The organism is Candidatus Pelagibacter sp. PS_11 (genome assembly GCF_059417975.1).
The window spans coordinates 1112158-1125917 of sequence record NZ_CM182075.1; the positions used below are offsets into that span (position 1 = coordinate 1112158).

Annotated in this window: 15 protein-coding genes; 6 read left to right on the forward strand and 9 right to left on the reverse strand. The window is 29.0% G+C overall.

Going from position 1 to position 13760, the window contains the following annotated elements; all coding sequences use genetic code 11:
• Window positions 1-17: 17 nt before the first annotated feature.
• Complete coding sequence (locus tag AC5SLT_RS05860; RefSeq protein WP_494591667.1) at window positions 18-1574, reverse strand: DEAD/DEAH box helicase; 1557 nt, start codon at window positions 1572-1574, stop codon at window positions 18-20.
• Window positions 1575-1769: 195 nt separating this feature from the next.
• On the opposite strand from AC5SLT_RS05860, the gene typA reads away from it, so the two are divergent.
• Complete coding sequence (gene typA / locus AC5SLT_RS05865) at window positions 1770-3596, forward strand: translational GTPase TypA (RefSeq protein ID WP_006997745.1); 1827 nt, start codon at window positions 1770-1772, stop codon at window positions 3594-3596.
• On the opposite strand, the gene yczE is transcribed toward typA, so the two are convergent.
• Complete coding sequence (gene yczE / locus AC5SLT_RS05870) at window positions 3593-4240, reverse strand: membrane protein YczE (RefSeq protein ID WP_027306921.1); 648 nt, start codon at window positions 4238-4240, stop codon at window positions 3593-3595. The two genes, typA and yczE, sit on opposite strands and share 4 nt — an antisense overlap.
• A 53-nt stretch (window positions 4241-4293) precedes the next feature.
• On the opposite strand from yczE, the gene AC5SLT_RS05875 reads away from it, so the two are divergent.
• Window positions 4294-4974 (forward strand): DUF6134 family protein, encoded by a 681-nt coding sequence (locus tag AC5SLT_RS05875; RefSeq protein WP_271616237.1) that lies wholly within the window; start codon window positions 4294-4296, stop codon window positions 4972-4974.
• 2 nt (window positions 4975-4976) lie between these two features.
• Here the strand turns inward: AC5SLT_RS05875 and AC5SLT_RS05880 are convergent, their stop codons facing one another.
• From AC5SLT_RS05880 to tldD, 3 genes are read right to left on the reverse strand one after another with little or no spacing between them, the layout of a single operon-like run.
• The gene (locus AC5SLT_RS05880; protein ID WP_494591669.1) at window positions 4977-5948 is read right to left on the reverse strand and encodes an NAD(P)-binding protein; all 972 of its coding nucleotides are present in this window, start codon (window positions 5946-5948) and stop codon (window positions 4977-4979) included.
• Window positions 5945-7264, reverse strand: coding sequence for a metallopeptidase TldD-related protein (locus AC5SLT_RS05885; RefSeq protein WP_271499785.1), 1320 nt, complete (start codon window positions 7262-7264; stop codon window positions 5945-5947). The genes AC5SLT_RS05880 and AC5SLT_RS05885 overlap by 4 nt, the downstream gene beginning before the upstream one ends.
• Window positions 7265-7269: 5 nt before the next feature.
• Window positions 7270-8682: a metalloprotease TldD gene (gene tldD / locus AC5SLT_RS05890; protein ID WP_494591671.1), complete on the reverse strand. Its 1413-nt coding sequence runs from the start codon at window positions 8680-8682 to the stop codon at window positions 7270-7272.
• Between the two features lie 110 nt (window positions 8683-8792).
• Here tldD and AC5SLT_RS05895 point away from each other — a divergent pair, with 110 nt between their 5' ends.
• From AC5SLT_RS05895 to AC5SLT_RS05905, 3 genes are read left to right on the forward strand one after another with little or no spacing between them, the layout of a single operon-like run.
• The gene (locus AC5SLT_RS05895; RefSeq protein WP_271564001.1) at window positions 8793-9155 is read left to right on the forward strand and encodes a rhodanese-like domain-containing protein; all 363 of its coding nucleotides are present in this window, start codon (window positions 8793-8795) and stop codon (window positions 9153-9155) included.
• Window positions 9156-9158: 3 nt separating this feature from the next.
• Window positions 9159-9506, forward strand: coding sequence for a thiol-disulfide oxidoreductase DCC family protein (locus AC5SLT_RS05900; protein ID WP_006997738.1), 348 nt, complete (start codon window positions 9159-9161; stop codon window positions 9504-9506).
• Window positions 9507-9551: 45 nt separating this feature from the next.
• Window positions 9552-10094 carry a tetratricopeptide repeat protein gene (locus tag AC5SLT_RS05905; RefSeq protein ID WP_271616243.1) on the forward strand — a complete coding sequence of 181 codons (543 nt, stop codon included), beginning with the start codon at window positions 9552-9554 and terminating at the stop codon, window positions 10092-10094.
• A 1-nt stretch (window position 10095) separates the two neighbouring features.
• Here the strand turns inward: AC5SLT_RS05905 and AC5SLT_RS05910 are convergent, their stop codons facing one another.
• The 3 genes from AC5SLT_RS05910 to AC5SLT_RS05920 form a co-directional block, all read right to left on the reverse strand.
• Window positions 10096-10359 (reverse strand): hypothetical protein, encoded by a 264-nt coding sequence (locus AC5SLT_RS05910; protein ID WP_494573954.1) that lies wholly within the window; start codon window positions 10357-10359, stop codon window positions 10096-10098.
• A gap of 778 nt (window positions 10360-11137) precedes the next feature.
• Window positions 11138-11269: a hypothetical protein gene (locus AC5SLT_RS05915; RefSeq protein ID WP_494591673.1), complete on the reverse strand. Its 132-nt coding sequence runs from the start codon at window positions 11267-11269 to the stop codon at window positions 11138-11140.
• Between the two features lie 87 nt (window positions 11270-11356).
• Window positions 11357-12241, reverse strand: a complete 885-nt coding sequence (locus AC5SLT_RS05920; RefSeq protein WP_494591675.1) for a dihydrodipicolinate synthase family protein — start codon at window positions 12239-12241, stop codon at window positions 11357-11359.
• 50 nt (window positions 12242-12291) lie between these two features.
• Between AC5SLT_RS05920 and AC5SLT_RS05925 the strand changes: the two genes are divergently transcribed.
• Entirely contained in the window at window positions 12292-13257 is a 966-nt protein-coding gene (locus AC5SLT_RS05925) for a glycosyltransferase family 9 protein (RefSeq protein WP_494591676.1), read from the forward strand.
• On the opposite strand, the gene AC5SLT_RS05930 is transcribed toward AC5SLT_RS05925, so the two are convergent.
• Complete coding sequence (locus AC5SLT_RS05930) at window positions 13254-13760, reverse strand: J domain-containing protein (RefSeq protein WP_494591678.1); 507 nt, start codon at window positions 13758-13760, stop codon at window positions 13254-13256. The two genes, AC5SLT_RS05925 and AC5SLT_RS05930, sit on opposite strands and share 4 nt — an antisense overlap.

The following is a 13760-nucleotide window of genomic DNA, read 5'->3' on the forward strand; positions in this document are numbered from 1 at the left end:
GAGAAATCTAAAAAATCCTAGACTTTAGCTCTTTTTTGACTATGTTTTTTGAAGGTAAAGCTTTTAGGTCTATCACTTCTACTTTTAAACTTCTTCTTTCCATCAAAACTAGAGCTTTTTTTCTCTCCACTAGTAGATGAACTTTCAGATGTTTTTTTTCCAAAGTATTTTGGATTATTTGTAAATCCTGTTGGTTTCGAGTTATCTTTTTTTGTAAAACTAGATTTTCCTTTGTAACCGAAACTTTTTTTCTCTCCATCTCTTGATGATGAACTAGATCTTCCGTAACTAGAGGGTTTTGATTTATCTCCAAAACTAGATTTTCCTTTGTAACCGAAACTTTTTTTCTCTCCATCTCTTGATGATCGGTCAGGTCTTCCTTTGCCAAATGATTTTTTTTCATCTCTGAATTTTCTTTTTTTATTGTAAGGAGCTTTTCCTCTTTTTCCTCCTCTTGAGTCTCCTCTTGCGCCACGAGGTGCAGGTTTAAAATTTGGATCAATTAATTTACTAATTTCATTCCACATCGATCTATCATCTGGGGTAAGAAAAGTTAAAGCAGAACCTTCTGTTCCTGCTCTAGCAGTTCTTCCAATTCTATGAACATAATCTTCTGGTACTTGTGGAAGATCAAAATTAATTACATGTTGAATTAAAGGAATATCTAAACCTCTTGCAGCAACATCTGTTGCAATTAATATTCTCTTAAGGCCTTTTCTAAATGAGGTAATTACACGATCTCTTTTACTTTGACGAAGATCTCCATGAATAGCATCCGCTGAATGACCCTCTTCTTTAAGACGCTTAACCATTTTATCAGCACCTCTTTTAGTTTTAACAAAAACTAATATTGATCCTTTTCTTGCTATAAATTGGTCTACTAGTTGATCGTATTTATTCTCTTTAAAAACTTGAAGAGTTTCTTGTTTAATTTTTGCAATAGGTACTGATGTTGACCCTGTTGAAATTCTTTGAGGCTTATTTAGATATCTCTCAGAAATTCTAACAATATTCTGAGGTAGTGTTGCAGAAAATAATAAAGTTTGATGATCTTTTGGAACAAATTTTAAAATTAATTCTATTTGAGGGGTAAAACCCATATCTAACATTCTGTCAGTTTCATCTAGTACTAGGTATTTAGTGGCTGATAGATTTAAACTTTTTCTTTTTAAGTGGTCATTAATTCTTCCAGGAGTTCCAACTATTATTCTTGATCTATTACCAAGTTGTCTAAGTTGTTTTTGCATTGCCTCTCCACCAATAAGTAAGGCAGTTTTAATGTTAATTTTATCACTAATAATGCTTTTAATTGCAGCCATTACTTGAGTTGCAAGCTCTCTAGTTGGACACATAACTAATGCAAATGCATTTTTATCTAATATTAATTTATTTATTAGAGGAATGCTGAATGCCAATGTTTTTCCAGTTCCTGTTTGAGCTGTTCCTAAAATATCTTTTCCCTCTAAAGCAACAGGAATTGCCATTGCCTGAATTGGAGTTGGTTTCGTAAACTTCATTTTTTCCAATGAATTCTTTAACGAATCTTCTATTTTTAGTAATTTAAAGTTTTCCATTTAGGTATTTAGATTTTTTAAAATTTAAGGAGATATGCTCTTAATCCTTTAATACGTCTAATTTATATAGGGATATCTATACGTTTTTATAACAATCACAAGAAGTGAATTTTTAGAAAAATTAATTTAAGTGAGTAAATATTGATTTTTTTTAAGTTTTCAAATGACTCAATTAATGTATAAGAGCGTCAAATTATGAGTAACAATATTCGAAACATCACAATTATCGCTCACGTTGACCATGGTAAAACAACTATGATTGATAATCTAATGAAACAAAGTGGTTCATTTAGAGAAAATGAAGTTGTAGATGAAAGATTGATGGACTCTGGGGAGTTGGAAAAAGAAAGAGGAATTACTATTCTAGCTAAACCTGCTTCTATTGATTGGCAAGGTACTAGAGTTAATATTATCGATACACCAGGTCACAGAGATTTTGCAGCTGAAGTAGAACGTGTTTTAAGTATGGCTGATGGTGCTTTATTATTAATTGATTCTGCTGAAGGTGTAATGCCACAAACAAAATTCGTGTTAGCAAAAGCTCTTAAGCAAGGTTTAAAGCCCATTGTTGTAATCAACAAACTAGATAAAGCCGATCAAAGAGCTAATGAAGTTTTAGATGAAACATTTGACTTATTTGTAAGTTTAGATGCAAACGAAGAACAGTTAGACTTTCCAGTTATGTACGCAAGTGGAAGATCTGGATGGGCAGATAAAGAGGTAGATGGACCAAGAGAAAATCTACACCCATTATTAGATTTAATCATAGAACATGTTAAGCCAGCAGACCTTGATAAAACTAAACCTTTCGCAATGCTATCTACTTTATTATACGCAGATAGTTTCTTAGGTAGAAGTTTAGTTGGAAAAATATCTCAAGGAACAGCAAAAGCTAACCAGCCTATTAAAGCAATAAATCTTAAAGGTGAGAAAGTTGATGAAGGTAGATTAACTAAAATTTTTAGATACGAGGGAACAAAAAAAGTACCTATTGAAGTTGGTGAAGCAGGAGATATTGTTGTAATTGCAGGTTTAGAAAAAGCTAATGTAGCAGATACAATTTGTGATCTTGAAGTAAACGATCCACTTCCAGCAACTCCAATAGATCCTCCAACAATGTCTATTACTATAAGTGTGAATAGTTCACCTTTAGCTGGGACAGAAGGTAAAAAATTAACAAGTACTCAAATCAGAGATAGACTGGTTACTGAAGCACAAAATAATGTTGGAATTTCTTTTTCTCAAAATGCAAACGTAGACGCTTTTGTAATTAGTGGTCGTGGCGAGCTAATGCTTGAAATTCTACTAACACAAATGAGACGTGAAGGTTTTGAAATGACTGTAAGTCCTCCAAAAGTTTTATACCAAAAAGATGATAATGGTAACAGACTAGAACCAATTGAAGAGATTACTGTTGATGTAGATGAAGAGTTTTCATCAAAGATTATTGACTCAATGAATAGAAGAAAAGGTAAATTACTTGATCTTAAAGATACAGGAAAAGATAAAAAAAGATTAATCTTTCATGCACCAACAAGAGGCTTGATGGGTTACACAAGTAGATTTTTAACTTTAACAAAGGGTACTGGTGTAATTAATAGAATCTTTCATGGTTATGGAAAATTTGAAGGTGAAATGGATGGCAGAAAAAATGGTGCTTTAATTTCAATGGCAAACGGAAAAGCTGTTGCATTTGCAATATTTAACTTGCAGGCAAGAGGTGAAATGTTTGTAACTCATAATGATCCTGTTTATGAAGGAATGATTGTCGGATTAGCCCCAAAACCAGGTGATATGATTATTAATGTCATGAAAGGTAAGCAGTTAACGAATATGAGAACTCAAGGAACTGATGAAAATGTTGTACTTACACCAGTAAGACAAATGTCAATTGCTGAACAATTAAGTATGCTAAATACTGATGAAGCCTTGGAGATTACTCCAAAATCTCTTAGATTAAGAAAAGCCATTCTAAATCCTAATGACAGAAAAAAGAATGAGAAATCTGGAACACCTCTTTAATTAAAAGTTTTTCCAACAAGATATAATCCTAAAGCAACCGAAGGTCCTATTCCAAAAGCAAATAATAAAGTTCCAACTCCAACTGTTCCACCTAAATACCACCCAATAGACATCACTGTTATTTCAAGAAAAGCTCTTACAGTTGCAATGGGTAAGTTAGTTTTTTTTTGTAAACCAACCATTAGTCCATCTCTTGGTCCTGCACCTAAGTTTGCAACAAGATAAATCCCCCCACCAAGACCAACCGTAAGTACAGCAATTGTTGCTAAAATTAATTGATTTAAATAATTTTCAGGGGTTGGTATAAATTTTATGCAGACATCGATCATTAAACCAATAATTATTGCATTTAAAATTGTTCCAATTCCAGGTTTTTGTTTAAGTGGCAACCAAAGAAACAAAACTCCAATACTAATTAATACTGTTATTATTCCAATTGAAAGATCAACATTCAATGCAATACCTTGTGCAAGGATAGACCAAGGAGAAGCCCCCGCAAAAGAGACTATTAATAATCCCTCACCTAGACCAAATAAAACTAATCCAAGACACAAAAAAAAGAAAGTTGAAATTTTTGGTTTAAGATTTAATGGTTTTTCAGAACTCCAATATACCTTAGGAATATTTTTAATTTTCAAGAACATATTTTCAATAAATTACTTCTTTTAAAACTAAAGTCTATTATTGTTACTCCTTTATGAAAAAATTTTTAATATTAATATTTTTCTTGGCATATTCACTCAGCTCTAATGCTCATATGGCGCATTATAATAAATTTAATAAAATTGAAATGGAGATTTTAAAAGATGGTGAAGTTATTGGTTATAATTATTATTTTTTTAAAAAGGATGGAGATAAGACAACAGTTACAAATCAAATTAAATTTACAGTGAAATTATTTGGTGCAACAATTTTTGAAATTGAAGGGTATGGAGAAGAAAAGTATATTAAAGATCAATTAATTTCTTTTAATTCCAAAACACTTCAAAATGATAAAAAAAAATATGTAAATTTAGAATTTAATAAACAAACAAATAAATTTGATATTCAGGGCTCTTCCTATAGTGGTATAGCATCAATAAATAACGTAGTTGGAAACTGGTGGAGCCATAAAATTTTACAAACTGATAGTCAAATTAGTCCAATATCAGGTAGCATCAAAGAACAAGTAGTAACCTTTGTTGCTAAAGAAAAAATCGAACTCTACGGTAAAACCTATGACGTGGATCATTTTAAATTAACCTCAAAAGACATGTCTTTACCAAAAGATAAAAGACTTAATTTTGATATATGGTTTGATAAAAAAAATTCATTAATTTTAAAGGTTACTTATTCTAGATTAGGAAATTGGGAATATAAGGTTAAAAAGTTTGAATAAAGTTATTTATTTATTTTATTAAAAAGATCTTTAGCGCTTATCCATCCCGACTCTAGTCTAGGTCCAACAAACCAATCCGCACAAACTCCTAGGTTTAAGGAAGAATTCCAATAACTTTTAATTCTCAAAGGTTTTGAGTTAGATGAATATTTCCAGCCATGATTTAATGAAAATAAAACTTTGGTTTTTTTGATACCTGTAAGTTTAAAAAACTGCTCAATCATAATTTTTGTGTTCAATTTTTTATTTTCTCGATTTTTATCAATTTTTTTATTTGCCCATGAGTAAGTGCTCTGCAAAGTCCAAAGATCATTTTTACTTTTAAATCGCATTTTACTATTTTCATTTCCAGCCCAACCTAAAATTTTATCATTAAAAAAATAACTACTAACATTAAGTTTACTTTTTTTTGTTGCCATCATGACTGTTATATTTGCATCCATTTTTATTTTTTGATTAATAAATGAATGTTTAATATATTTTTTTGAAAGTTTTTTTAATTGAGGAAATGGACAGGTTAATATCAATGATTTATATAATTTTTTTGACCCATCAGAAAAATATATTTCCCAAACTTTATTTTTATTAAAAATTTTAATTACTTCACTATTAAAATTGCAGTTGATATCTTTTAATAGATATTTGCTGATTGCGTTGTTACCTTTTTTTCCAATTATTTTAATATGTTTTTTGTCTTCTTTCTTATCAGTATTTAAAAATAAATGTTTTCCTGGCCATTTTTTAACAATTTTTTTAGAAATTAAACTTTTTATAAATTTTTTAAATTGAATACTTTTTGGTGAAATATATTGAACACCATGATCAAAGCTTTCATTCTTATTAAGCTTTTTATTAGATGATCTTCCTCCAACTCCTCTCGCTTTGTCATAAACATCTAATGAATATTTTTTACTGAGAGAATTTGCAATTGTTGCACCAGAAATACCTGAGCCAATAATACAGAAATCCTTCATTTACCCGCAACTACCATGCCTTCTATTAACATCGTTGGAGCATTGGTAGAATATTTAAACTCAAGATCATCAGCCAAAGTAATGTTTTTGAATATATCTTTAAAATTTCCAGCAATAGTTATTTCACTTACTGGATATTTAAACACTCCATTTTCAACCATAAACCCTGTGGCACCAACTGAATAATCTCCCGTAACTAAATTACTTCCATGACCGATTGTTTCTGTAATATATAAAGTTCTTTGATTTAATTTTAATAAGTCCTTGTAAGAAATGGAACCTTTTTCAAAATATAAATTACTTGTTCCACCACTTCTACCATTTGACTTAAGGTTTAGCTTTTTTCCATTATAGGTATCTACTAAGTAATGTTTTAAAACACCTTGATCTACCAACTTTAATTCTTCAGTTTTCACTCCTTCAGAATCAAAATACCTTGACCCTAATCCTTTAACTATATTGGGTTTATCAAAAATATTTATTGAAGAGGTAAATATTTCTTCATTAATTTTATCTTTTAAAAAAGATGTGCCTCTTGCAATTGAGGAAGCAGATATTGCATTTGCAAAAGTACTCAATATTCCTTTTGAAATTCTTCTATCAAAGACAATACTAATTTTTTCACTTTCTATTTTTCTTGGATCTAATTTTTGTAGTGTTTTTTTTGCTGCCATTTCACCAATTTGACTGGGTCTTAACATATCATTTAGATGACAAGTGCTGGTAAATTCATAATCTCTTTCCATTTTATTACTAGAATCTTTTGCTACAGCAACACATGATGCTGAAAAAGAAGAAGATTTATAACCATTTAAAAAACCATCACTGCTAGCTAATATAAAATTTGATTTTGACTCAGAAAAACCAGTTTCTGTATTAATAATTTCTTTTTTTTGAAATGCAGCCTCTTCTACTTCTTTTAAATATTCAATTTTTTCATCATTCTCTATATGGTCATCATCATATAAATTTAGATCATTAATTTTATTAGCCAATAAGTCTTTATCTGGTAATGAATTATATTCATCCTCTGGAGTAATTTTTGTTGTCTCAATACATCTTTCAACCAATGTCTTGATATTTTCTTCAGTAAGATTTGAAGAAGAAATACTTGATTTTTTTTTGCCAATATAAGTTGTAAGACTAACGCCTAGGCTATCTGACCGATCAGATTCGTCTAATTTTTTATTTCTAAAATTTACTGTTTCTGAGATGGAGTGCATCACAGCAGCAGTCGAATCTGTTGCTCCAAGTTTTTTTGCTAAATCTATACAAAAAGAAGCTGTCTTTTTTAAATAATCTTGATCTTTAACCATATGATTTATAATTGAGTTCCACCAACAGTCATTTTATCAATTAAGATCGATGGTTGTGCCACACCTACTGGAACACCTTGCCCTGCTTTTCCACAAGTTCCAATACCTGGATCAAGCATCATGTTGTTGCCAACCAATGAAACCTCTTTTAAAATTGAAGGTCCATCACCAATTAACGTTGCACCTTTAATAGGTGATCCAATTTTACCATTAATAATTTCATAAGCTTCTGTACAGTTAAATACAAATTTTCCTGAAGTAATATCTACTTGCCCACCACCAAAACTTACTGCAAATATTCCTTTATCAACCGATTTAATCATCTCTTCTTGAGAATATTTTCCATTTAACATCATGGTATTTCTCATTCTTGGTAGAACAACATGCTTGTAGCTTTCTCGTCTTCCACTACCTGTTGATCTTGTGTTCATCAATCTAGCATTTAGTCGATCTTGCATAAAATTTTTTAATATACCATTTTCTATTAAAACAGTTTTTTCAGTAGGTGTCCCTTCATCATCTATTGTTAAACTTCCTCTTCTATTATGAAGAGTTCCATCATCAACAATAGTAACACCCTCACTAGCAACTCTTTGACCCATTAAATTATGAAAAGCAGATGTTTTTTTTCTGTTAAAGTCACCTTCAAGACCATGCCCTATAGCTTCATGAATTAGTATTGCTGGCCAGCCCGATCCTAAAACAACTTTCATTTCTCCTGCTGGTGCAGGTTTACTTTCAAGATTTACTGAAGCAATTCTAAATGCTTCATCACATACTTTTTTCCAATTATCATCTTTAAGATATTCATCATAAGATTGTCTTCCACCAATTCCATAAACTCCTGTTTCTTTTTTTCCATCTTTCTCAAGCATGACTGAAACATTAAAACGAATTAAAGGCCTAACATCTGTTAACACTTCACCTCCAGATCTTATAATTTCTATAGATTTATGCTCACCTGCAAAACTAGCAGTGACTTGTTTTACCATTCCACCTTTAGCTCTCGTATAGTTATTAACTTCTCTTAAAAGATCCAATTTAGATTGTAGTGATTTTTCCTCTATCGGATTCACATCTTTATAAAATTTTTCATTAGTTTGTGGAATTTCATGATTGTAAATACCTTTTTGAGATTTCAATGTTGAGCTTAGATTGCTAGCTGATTGTTTTAATGATTTTTTTGAAATTTCATTTGAATGAGAATAAGCTACTACTTCACCAGTAACCGCCCTTAAGCCATATCCTAGATCAGAACTATAACTAGAACTCTTTATTTTATCATCATCAAGTACAATAGATTCACTTTTAGAGTTTTCTAAGTAAAGCTCACCATCATCACAACTATTTAATGTTTCTGATATAATGCTCTCAGCATCTTTTCTTGATAAGTCTGTTTTAGTAAAAAAATCATTCATACATAACAAGTAATAGTTATAATTATTTTTTCAATTGTCGTATTTCGCACATATACAATCTGTCGGATTCTATATAATTTTAGGAATAAATTTAAAAAAAGGACAATATAATGAAAAAATTTGATGAATTAATGAACGTTTCTAACGAGATAAAAAATATTTCGGTTGATGAAGCCAAAGAAAAACTAAATGACCCAAATGTTCAATTTATAGACGTAAGAGATAAAAATAGTTTTGAGTCAGAGACTATTGGTAATGCTGTAAATTTAGAAAGAGGCTTATTAGAGTTTTATTTAGCTGATGGTAGTCCTTTAGAAAATGAAATGTTTAAGAAAAATCCTGACAAAGAATATATAGTTTTTTGTGGTCTTGGAGGTCAAAGCACACTTGCAACTAAAACTATGCAGGAAATGGGAATAAAAAATGTGAAAAATATGACTGGCGGAATGACAGCCTGGAAAGATAAAAAATAGATTGTGAAAGTTTATTTTAATAATTCATGTAAAATTTGCCGCGCTGAGATAAATTTGTATAAAAAACAAAATATTAAAGACATAGAATGGGTGGATATTACAAATAATAAATCAGCAGAAATAGAAACTCAAAGAAATGCTAAAAACCTTTTGCGTAGACTTCATATTAAAGATGGGGAGAAAGTAATTGGGGGGGCAGAAGCTTTTTTATTAGTATGGAAAAAAATTCCTAAATATAAGTTTCTTTATAGTTTCTTTAAAACTCCAATAATTTTTACTTTATTTTCATTTTTTTATGAGATTATTGCTTTCTTTTTATTTTTAAAAAATAAGAAACAACTTTTGAAATAAGTTTTTAATGTTGAGATGAGGCACTGAATAAAATATATTTTAATTATGAAAGTTTTCATACTATTCGTATTTATATTTAGTTTTGTTTCTTCTGCTCAGTCATCGCAGAAAGTTATTTTAAATAATCTTTTTGACCAACTTCAAATTATTGATAATTCAAAAAGTGCTGCTCTATTGGAGCAAAAAATTTGGTCTGTCTGGAACGAACATCCTAATGATTTTAAATTAACTGAAAAGTTAGAGTTTGGAACAGAGCTGATGCAATACGGTGATTATAATTATGCATTAAAAGTTTTTAGTAATATCTTGGAGAATGACCCTAAATGGTCTGAAGCCTGGAATAAAAGAGCAACAGTATATTTTTTAATGAGTCAGTTTAAAAATTCATTAAATGATATTGATAAAGTTTTAGATATAGAGCCTAGACACTTTGGGGCTTTATCAGGACAAGCAAGAATTTTCATAAAACTTCAAGAATATGAAAAAGCAATTAAGAGTATTGAAAGCGCATTAGAATTCTATCCATCATTTAAAAGTCGTGAACTAATACCTGAAATTGAAAGATTGATTAAAGAAGATAGTATCTAATTCAATCTTTTTTAGCTCTTTTTCTTGAAATTAACTGAGTTAACGAGTCAACCATTAAATCTGATGCTTTAAATATTTCATTTGATTTGAATTCATGAGATAAATTTTTTTCAGGATCTGATTTATCTTCAATGACTATCCCTTCATCAGGAGAATTATTTTTTATATAAATTAATAGCAGCCACTCTTCATCGGGTGCTTCATCCCATTTGATAAAGATTTCACCAGTTTCAAATCTTTGATCAATGCATCTAAAAATAGACATGTGTCTAGTGATGTGCCGTTTATTTAGTTGAAAAACTAAACTACTGGCACTTCTGTAAAAGCTTTCAAGAGAAAGTTCAATTTTCTGTCTTGCAACTTTATAATCTTTCTCTTTTTGAAGTAAAGTATCTCTATCCTCATCACCTTGGATTTTTACTCCTAAAGCTTCTACTCTCTCTCTAATTTTTTGGTCTCTTATGATTCTATATTTATCTTTTAGTTTCTCTATTCTTGCTTGAAGACCAGCATAATCATCTCTTTTTTCTTTTAATGAAATCTTTTCAAGTTTTTCTAATTCTTTAATCTCCCTTATTCTAAATTTTTCTATCTGTTTTTCTAATTGTAATTGTTTTAAAAATTGTTTTTGCCTTTCAGCATGTTCAATTCTAAGTAATGCTTGCTCCTTACGTAAAAATAATTTTATGTCTCTTGCTCTTTCCTTTTCAAGTTTAATTTCTTCTTTTAATGCTTTTTCTTTAAGTTTAGTTTGCTCCTCTTCTTCTTTTACTTTTTGTTTTTGGATTTTTAATTTTTCTTGTTCTTTTTTTTCAATTTCCTCAAGTTGTCTTCTTCTTTTTTCTTCAGCTTTTAAGGTTTTATATTCAGATATTCTATTGGCGATACTATCAAAAAAAGCTTGAATGTATTTTTCTAAATTAAAATTAATTTTAAAGTTAAATTCTGGTTTTAAAGAATTCTGAAGTGTAACTACTCTTGATATTAAGGTTACTTTTTTTCTAGTGTTAACTTTTTGTTTTTTCTTTTTTGTTTTTATATTTTTACTTATTTTTTTTTTTATAAATATTTTTTTTTACTTTTAAATCTTTTTTATGATTTTTATTTGTAATTTTTTTGACCTTCTTTTTTACTAAAGGTTTTTTTTTAGCTGAATTTTTTTTTATTTTTTTCATACTTTAAGAAAATTAGATTTATCAATTAATTACTGATAAATATAGTCTCTTGTTTCAAAATGTTGTTAAAAAATTTGCTAGCTATATTTAAGCTGCCTTAAGTGATCCTAATGTAAAATTAAGCTTACCGAGATCTTCCACAAGTTGTTTTTTATCTTTTTCGTTTAAAAGACTAACCGGTGGTATAACATTTTTGTAACAATCGTCTTGATCTGACATAAAAGAATGTAATCCTGATATTAAATTGTATTGGTCAAAAGTACCCCTAACCTTGCATAGTATGTCATTTACAGTTTGTTGTTTTTTTTCGTTAAAATCATCGTAAACTTTTCTAGATAAATTAGCAGTTACATTGCAAGTTGCCGTAATAATTCCATCACATCCAAGCTCAAGACCCTTTAGGAGTTTCAATTCTGATCCCGGCATAACAGAAAAATTATCAATCCTTAAATTTTCATATAGGTTATAGGAGCTATCTTTGACACCAACTATTTGTTTTGGAAATTTCTTAACAAGCTCCTCAACACACTCAACGCTAAACTTGTAGCCACATAACTTTTCAAAATTATATAATATAATCTTACTGTCTGGCACAGCTTCAACTACTTTTGAGTAAAATTCTATTACCTCACTATCACCATACTTATAATAAGCTGGTGGCATTATTAAAAAATCGCTAAAGTTTAAAGAGTTAGCTACTTTCATTAAATTTATAGTTTCATTTAAAGAATTTAGCCCAGTTCCAATTAAGTATTTTTCTCTATATTTGCTATTCGATAATTCATTTAAGAGGCTAATTTTTTCACTTATAGATATAAGTTGTGCTTGCCCAGTGCTTCCAAAAATAGCAACACCATGACAACCTTGATCTATTATTCTTTCTGCATGATCTATAGTCTTTGCTATATTTAGACTTAAATCATCATTAAAAACTGACATTCCAGCCGCGTAAATACCTCTAATTTTACTCATATGCTAAACTTATATAAATAAAAATTTTAGTAAAGATGATAAAGTATTAAATGAAAATTTTAGTAGTACAAAATAAAATGGGAATTGGAGATATGGTAATCTATTTACCTTTTATAGATGCTATTTCAAAAAAATTTAATACACCTGTAAGTATTCTAGTTAAACAAAGTTCAAAAACTGAACAATTCTTAAGAGATAATAAAAATATTGAAAAAATAATCATTCTTGAACAAGGTAACAATCTCAAGGGTGCTAGACACCAGGGTTTTGGTGGATTTATAAACTTGGCAAAAGAACTTAGAGAACATGACTTTGATAAAATTTTTATTTTTAATTCATCACTTAGATTTTATTTAGTTGCAAAATTTGCTGGCATTAAAAATATTTATCAATATCCCTTACTTGTAAAAAAAAACCAGCATATAATAGATGCTGCAAAAGAATTTATAAATAAAAACTTAAATTTAATTGTAAAAGATGATCCAAAAATTATTATCAATGATCAATCTGTTCAGGATGCAAAATTAAAATTTAAAATCAATAATGATCAAAAAAATATTTTACTTGGCATAGGTGGATCAGGACCAACTAAAAGAATTCCAGCTAAAATATTTATAAAACTAATTCGTTTAATCTCTAATACTTATAAGTGTAGGTTTTTTTTAGCTACTGGTAAAAATAAAGAAGAACAAGAAATTTTAAAAGAAATACTCAATACAGAATTTAAAGACAAATGTATTCCTTTGGATGACTTAAATATAAGAGAAACTTTACCAATAATTAAAAATTGTGATATTTCTATTTGTAATGACTCTAGTTTTAGTCATCTATCGTCAGGACTTGCCATTAAAACAATTGTTTTAATGGCAGACACACCATTAATATATGGGAATTATTCCTCAAGAATGTATCCTATTATCCCTGATGGAGAAAATACAGTAACACATAATACATTAGGTAAAGAGAAAATTAATCCAGACAAAATTTTTGATCAATTAAAAAAAATTCTTAACTAAGAAATATCTTTTAATACAATCTCTTTAGCTTCATTTACAATCGTCGATAACCTTGTGGTCTCTGGTGAAATATCTGGATGTATCTTTTTCTGAATTTTTATGTATGCATTTTTAACATCATCTTTACTAATATTTTTTTTTATATCTAAATTTAAAATTTTGTAGGCTTCCTCAATAGATATTTTAGAAGAATTTTTAACATTTTGATTTTGGTTAAATGAAAATCTTCCAGAGTTTCTAAGTGTTTGTATAAGTCTGAATAAGCCAATTAATTGAAATATTGAAAACCCTTTTAACTTAACTAAAGCTAAGCTCAGTAATGTTAGAGGAATGCTTAATAAAAACTTGCCAGCAACTACAAATAATACTGCTAACATTATTAAACCTAAGAAAATTAATTTTCTTAAATGTTTTGATATTTTTTTTGATGAAGTGTTGGCTACTAATTTAAGTAAAAAGTAAGCAATTCCCAAAAAAACTAGTGTATAAATAATAATATTCAT

What these genes read in the sequence shown, in the direction of transcription:
- yczE (WP_027306921.1), bottom strand. Translation starts at nt 4,240, where the DNA reads ATGTTCTTGAAAATTAAAAATATTCCTAAGGTATATTGGAGTTCTGAA.
- AC5SLT_RS05905 (WP_271616243.1), top strand. Translation starts at nt 9,552, where the DNA reads ATGAAAGTTTTCATACTATTCGTATTTATATTTAGTTTTGTTTCTTCT.
- AC5SLT_RS05920 (WP_494591675.1), bottom strand. Translation starts at nt 12,241, where the DNA reads ATGAGTAAAATTAGAGGTATTTACGCGGCTGGAATGTCAGTTTTTAAT.
- AC5SLT_RS05885 (WP_271499785.1), bottom strand. Translation starts at nt 7,264, where the DNA reads ATGGTTAAAGATCAAGATTATTTAAAAAAGACAGCTTCTTTTTGTATA.
- tldD (WP_494591671.1), bottom strand. Translation starts at nt 8,682, where the DNA reads ATGAATGATTTTTTTACTAAAACAGACTTATCAAGAAAAGATGCTGAG.
- AC5SLT_RS05910 (WP_494573954.1), bottom strand. Translation starts at nt 10,359, where the DNA reads ATGTCTATTTTTAGATGCATTGATCAAAGATTTGAAACTGGTGAAATC.
- AC5SLT_RS05895 (WP_271564001.1), top strand. Translation starts at nt 8,793, where the DNA reads ATGAAAAAATTTGATGAATTAATGAACGTTTCTAACGAGATAAAAAAT.
- AC5SLT_RS05880 (WP_494591669.1), bottom strand. Translation starts at nt 5,948, where the DNA reads ATGAAGGATTTCTGTATTATTGGCTCAGGTATTTCTGGTGCAACAATT.
- AC5SLT_RS05915 (WP_494591673.1), bottom strand. Translation starts at nt 11,269, where the DNA reads ATGAAAAAAATAAAAAAAAATTCAGCTAAAAAAAAACCTTTAGTAAAA.
- AC5SLT_RS05875 (WP_271616237.1), top strand. Translation starts at nt 4,294, where the DNA reads ATGAAAAAATTTTTAATATTAATATTTTTCTTGGCATATTCACTCAGC.
- AC5SLT_RS05860 (WP_494591667.1), bottom strand. Translation starts at nt 1,574, where the DNA reads ATGGAAAACTTTAAATTACTAAAAATAGAAGATTCGTTAAAGAATTCA.
- typA (WP_006997745.1), top strand. Translation starts at nt 1,770, where the DNA reads ATGAGTAACAATATTCGAAACATCACAATTATCGCTCACGTTGACCAT.
- AC5SLT_RS05930 (WP_494591678.1), bottom strand. Translation starts at nt 13,760, where the DNA reads ATGAATATTATTATTTATACACTAGTTTTTTTGGGAATTGCTTACTTT.
- AC5SLT_RS05925 (WP_494591676.1), top strand. Translation starts at nt 12,292, where the DNA reads ATGAAAATTTTAGTAGTACAAAATAAAATGGGAATTGGAGATATGGTA.